Source organism: Microbacterium sp. (assembly GCF_036566905.1).
Classification (GTDB): domain Bacteria; phylum Actinomycetota; class Actinomycetes; order Actinomycetales; family Microbacteriaceae; genus Microbacterium.
The window spans coordinates 1-4,379 of the sequence record NZ_DATCVK010000050.1; the positions used below are offsets into that span (position 1 = coordinate 1).

Here is a 4,379-nt window from a genome sequence, read left to right on the forward strand (position 1 = left end):
CACCGAAGAGGCGCGCGCTCGCGCGCTGCCGCAGCTGCACTCGATGGCGCGGCTCCGCACCAACCGACCCATGCGGCCGCTCGAGACGGTCGAGGAGGCGCTCGCCGCGCCCGCCGACTCGATCGGCGACGAGCTCATCGCCGCCATGGAGCGGCGATGGATCATCGCGGACCCCGCGACCGCGGCATCCGAACTGCGCACCCTCGCGGCGCGGCACGGCATCGACGAGATCATGCTCGCCCCCATCGGCGGCAGCTACGACGGCGAACCCCTCGACGCGACCCCCGGGCGAGAGCAGACCCTCGAGCTGCTCGCGAACGGGCTGCTCGCGAACGGCGCATCCGCCGCGAGCTGACCGGCTGGGCGCGGCCCGCCGTCATGAGCGCCACGCCTCCGTTTTCGTTCGCTCGCCGGTCGACCCGGTGCAGCGCCGCGTCAACCGCGCGTTCTCCTGGCCGCCATCTGCCGCTTCTACCGTACGGGCGTCCCCCGACGACTGGAGAAGCGAACGACCATGTGCGACCCCCACGCCCCTGACTGCACGGAGCCCCACGACGCCGACGCCGAGCTCGCGCGGCTCGGATTCTCACGCCGCGACATGCTGCGCACCGCGGGCATCGTGCTCGCCGCGGGTGCACTGACCGGTGCGCAGACTCTCGGGACCGGAGCGGCCCCGGCGAGCGCACTCGGAACGGCGCGCGGCAGCGCGAACGACCCCGCCCTCAGCTGGCTCGTCGGCGACCACCACGTGCACACCCAGTTCAGCCACGATGCGAAGTACCGCCTCGCCCAGCAGCTCGACGCGGCCGAGCGCTACGGCGTCGACTGGCTCGCCTTCACGGAGCACGCGAACTTCGCCCACGCGGAGCGGGGCGTGTTCTCGTCGCTCGAGCAGATCCAGCAGGAGCGCGACGCCCGCGACCTGCTGATCTTCCAGGGCCTCGAGTGGTACATCCCCGCGGCCGAGCACGGTTCAGTGCTCGTCGCACCCGGTCACGACTCCGCCCGTGTGCTGCGCGCGTTCGAGCTGGCATGGGACGGCAAGCTCAACCGCTGGGAGCGACCGGCGGATGCCGCGCAGCAGGCCGAGTGGGAGCGCCGCGCCGCCGAGGCCATCGCCTGGCTCGGCGCGCAGAAGCGCAGCGGACTCATCGAGGACGCCGTCGTGCTGGCGAACCACCCGCTGCGACTCGGTATCGACTCGCCCCACGAGCTGCGCGCCTGGCGCGACGCCGACCCCGAGATCATGATCGGCATGGAGGGCGCGCCCGGCGCCCAGGGCTCGGCGATCAGCCAGAACACCCACGCGGGCGACCAGCGCGGCGAATACACCAACGCACCGCGCGCCGACAGCTGGCCGGGGTTCCCGGCCGACGCCTACCGCCCGTACGGCGGCTTCGACTGGGCGACCGCGACGGTGGGCGGCCTGTGGGACGCGATGCTCGCCGAGGGCAAGCCGTTCTGGATCACGTCGAACTCCGACAACCACCTCACGGTCAAGGACACCTGGGTGACCGGTGCCTACCCTCAGGGTGAGCCCTACGCGAGCCTCCCGAACGAGTTCGACCGATGGGCCGTGCTCGGCAAGCGACCCGATCCCGTCGACACCGGGGCCCCGCAGGGCGGCAGCGACTTCTGGCCGGGACAGTTCTCGCGACTGCACACGGGCGTCACGACGCGAAGCTACACGGGAGTGCTGCAGGCGATGCGCCTCGGGCGGATGTGGGTCGACCATGGGCACCTGTTGAACGGCTTCGACGTGCGTGTGCGCGCGACGATGCCGGGCAAGGGTCGTGGACGCGGCAACGGCGCGGGCAGCGGCTGGGGCAATGCGGCTGGAACCGGCGTGACCCTCGGCGGCCGGGTCGCCGCCCGGCGCGGGCAGGACGTGGAGGTGACGATCACCGTCACCACGACCGACTACGCCAACGCCGCGGGCATCGTGCCGCAGCTCGCGCACGTCGACCTCATCTCGGGTCCGGTCACCGGGGCGTCTGCGGACCCCGACACCGTGCGCGCACCGGAGACCCGCGTCGCGGCGCGGTTCGACACGACCACGAGGCGTGGCACGTTCACGCTGACGCACGTGTTCGAGGACGTCGACCGGCCGTTCTACGTGCGCTTCCGCGGCAGTGACGGCAAGCGCCAGGGCGCCGGGTACCACGGCGCCACGGTCGATCCGGGCGGCCCGCTGCGACACGGCGATGGGGAGGGCGACCCCTGGCAGGACACCTGGTTCTACGCGAATCCGGTGTTCGTCGACGTGCGCTGATCCGTCGTGACGAGCGGGAGCGGTGCACGCGCACCGCTCCCGCTCCGCCTTCGCTCGGCCGCCCTCAGGCGAGCATCGGCTGATTTCCGCCGCGGGACGACATGCCGCCGCCGCGCGCGATCAGGTAGACGATCGAGCCGACGAACGGAAAGACGACGAGGAATGCGACCCAGACCGCCTTCGCCCACCCGCTCAGGGTCTCGTCTCGGAAGATGTCGACGATCAGGAAGACGATGATGCACAGGCACGCGATTCCGACGTAGACCCAGAAGAACACGGTCACGTAGTCCCAGATGGACATGGTCGCTCCCGGTCAGATGCGGCGTCGCCGGCGCCCCGGGGTCACGGCGGCGCCGACCACGGCGGCCTTCGCGATCGGCGACGGCCCGGGGGTCACGGCGGCGGCGACCACCGCCGTTCTCGCGACCGGTGCTCCGACGACGCCGACGCGTCCGATTCGTGCGGCTCTCAGCATGTCAGGCTCCCTCTTCTTCGTTGGCTTCGTCGGCTTCGTCGGCCTCGAGCGAGGCCATGATCGCCTGGATCGGGATGCGCCCGCTCGCGATCAGCTGGCCGCCGGCCCGGCGAGCGGCTGCGGCGAACGGTGCGGCCCAGAGGTTCTCGTAGACGATCACGCCCGCCACGCTGCCGGGTTCCATCGCGTTCGCGAGCTGCTCCACGTCGTCCGCGGCGAGCAGCTCGGCGAGCTCCGCCTCGAGCGCGACGAGCGGGCCCAGGTCTTCGAGGTCTTCGAACTCGACCGCGTCGACCGAGCCGTCTGCGTCCTTCGTCAGGACGATCGCGTCGATGAGCCGGATCGTGCCGGCCTCCACGAGACGCACGAGCTCCTCGGCGATCTCGCCCGTGAAGTCCGCCTCTCCCGCGGGGAACTCGATGACCAGGTAGTCGACCGGTCCGAGTCCATCCAGTGCCTGCTCCGTCATTCTGGCTCCGATCCATGGCTGAGCGACCGGCTTTCGCGGTCACCGTCTCAGCGTCGTCGAGGGTGCACCGAGCGGCATCACCCACATTGGGTGATTCGGCCTCGCTCGGCGCTCGATACCGTGATCGGGTCGCACGGCTTCGCCGCGCGAGCTCGATGGCGGCGTCGCCGGATGCCGCAGCACCACGACACGGGGGAATGTCATGAAGCCAGATCGCCACGCCCGCACCATGCTGCCGATTCCGGATCGGCCCCCGCACGGACTCACGACCTACGACGCGAAGGACCCCGACACGGCGTTCCCGCCGATCGAGCCGCTGCTGCCGCCCGAGGGTGCGCCGAACGTCCTGATCGTGCTGCTCGACGACGTGGGATTCGGCGCCTCGAGCGCGTTCGGCGGGCCGTGCCAGACCCCGAACGCCGAGAAGCTCGCTGCCGGCGGGCTGAAGTACAACCGCTTCCACACGACCGCGCTGTGCGCGCCGACCCGGGCTGCGATGCTCAGCGGGCGCAACCATCACTCGGTCGGCATGGGCAGCATCACCGAGACCGCGACCTCGGCACCGGGCAACAGCTCGCTGAAGCCGAACACGAAGGCGCCGCTCGCGATGACCCTGAAGCTCAACGGGTATTCGACCGCGCAGTTCGGCAAATGCCACGAGGTACCGGTGTGGCAGTCGTCGCCGATGGGCCCATTCGACGCCTGGCCGTCGGGCGGCGGCGGCTTCGAGACGTTCTACGGCTTCATCGGCGGTGAGAACAACCAGTACGAGCCCGCTCTGTACAACGGCACCACTCCGGTCGAGCCGCCGACGACGGCTGAAGAGGGGTACCACCTCACCGAAGACCTCGCCGATCACGCCGTCAGTTGGGTCCGCACCCAAAAGGCGCTGATGCCCGACAAGCCGTTCTTCATGTACTTCGCCCCCGGTGCGACGCATGCCCCGCACCACGTTCCGACCGAGTGGTCCGACAAGTACAAGGGCAAGTTCGCCGGCGGCTGGGACGCGCAGCGCGAGGCGACGTTCGCGCGGCAGAAGGAGCTCGGCGTCATCCCCGCCGACGCCGAACTCACCCCGCGTCACGACGAGATCCCGGCGTGGGACGACATGTCCGACGTGCTCAAGCCGGTGCTCGAGCGTCAGATGGAGGTGTACGCCGGGT

Annotated in this window: 5 protein-coding genes and 1 pseudogene; 3 read left to right on the forward strand and 3 right to left on the reverse strand. The window is 70.7% G+C overall.

Features of this window, described 5'->3' with window-relative positions:
• Both VIP82_RS04330 and VIP82_RS04335 read left to right on the forward strand, forming a co-directional pair.
• Positions 1–355: pseudogene (locus tag VIP82_RS04330) on the forward strand (LLM class flavin-dependent oxidoreductase); the annotation flags it as partial.
• Between the two features lie 159 nt (positions 356–514).
• Positions 515–2,272, forward strand: coding sequence for a PHP domain-containing protein (locus tag VIP82_RS04335; RefSeq protein ID WP_331906054.1), 1,758 nt, complete (start codon positions 515–517; stop codon positions 2,270–2,272).
• Positions 2,273–2,336: 64 nt separating this feature from the next.
• On the opposite strand, the gene VIP82_RS04340 is transcribed toward VIP82_RS04335, so the two are convergent.
• From VIP82_RS04340 to VIP82_RS04350, 3 genes are read right to left on the reverse strand one after another with little or no spacing between them, the layout of a single operon-like run.
• Positions 2,337–2,573 carry a PLDc N-terminal domain-containing protein gene (locus tag VIP82_RS04340; protein ID WP_331906055.1) on the reverse strand — a complete coding sequence of 79 codons (237 nt, stop codon included), beginning with the start codon at positions 2,571–2,573 and terminating at the stop codon, positions 2,337–2,339.
• 12 nt (positions 2,574–2,585) lie between these two features.
• Entirely contained in the window at positions 2,586–2,747 is a 162-nt protein-coding gene (locus VIP82_RS04345; RefSeq protein WP_200941720.1) for a hypothetical protein, read from the reverse strand.
• A 1-nt stretch (position 2,748) separates the two neighbouring features.
• Complete coding sequence (locus VIP82_RS04350; RefSeq protein ID WP_331906056.1) at positions 2,749–3,216, reverse strand: DUF6325 family protein; 468 nt, start codon at positions 3,214–3,216, stop codon at positions 2,749–2,751.
• 202 nt (positions 3,217–3,418) lie between these two features.
• Between VIP82_RS04350 and VIP82_RS04355 the strand changes: the two genes are divergently transcribed.
• Positions 3,419–4,379, forward strand: a 961-nt coding sequence (locus VIP82_RS04355; protein WP_331906057.1) for a sulfatase-like hydrolase/transferase, incomplete at its 3' end; no start/stop codon positions are given.

What these genes read in the sequence shown, in the direction of transcription:
- VIP82_RS04345 (WP_200941720.1), bottom strand. Translation starts at nt 2,747, where the DNA reads ATGCTGAGAGCCGCACGAATCGGACGCGTCGGCGTCGTCGGAGCACCG.
- VIP82_RS04340 (WP_331906055.1), bottom strand. Translation starts at nt 2,573, where the DNA reads ATGTCCATCTGGGACTACGTGACCGTGTTCTTCTGGGTCTACGTCGGA.
- VIP82_RS04350 (WP_331906056.1), bottom strand. Translation starts at nt 3,216, where the DNA reads ATGACGGAGCAGGCACTGGATGGACTCGGACCGGTCGACTACCTGGTC.
- VIP82_RS04335 (WP_331906054.1), top strand. Translation starts at nt 515, where the DNA reads ATGTGCGACCCCCACGCCCCTGACTGCACGGAGCCCCACGACGCCGAC.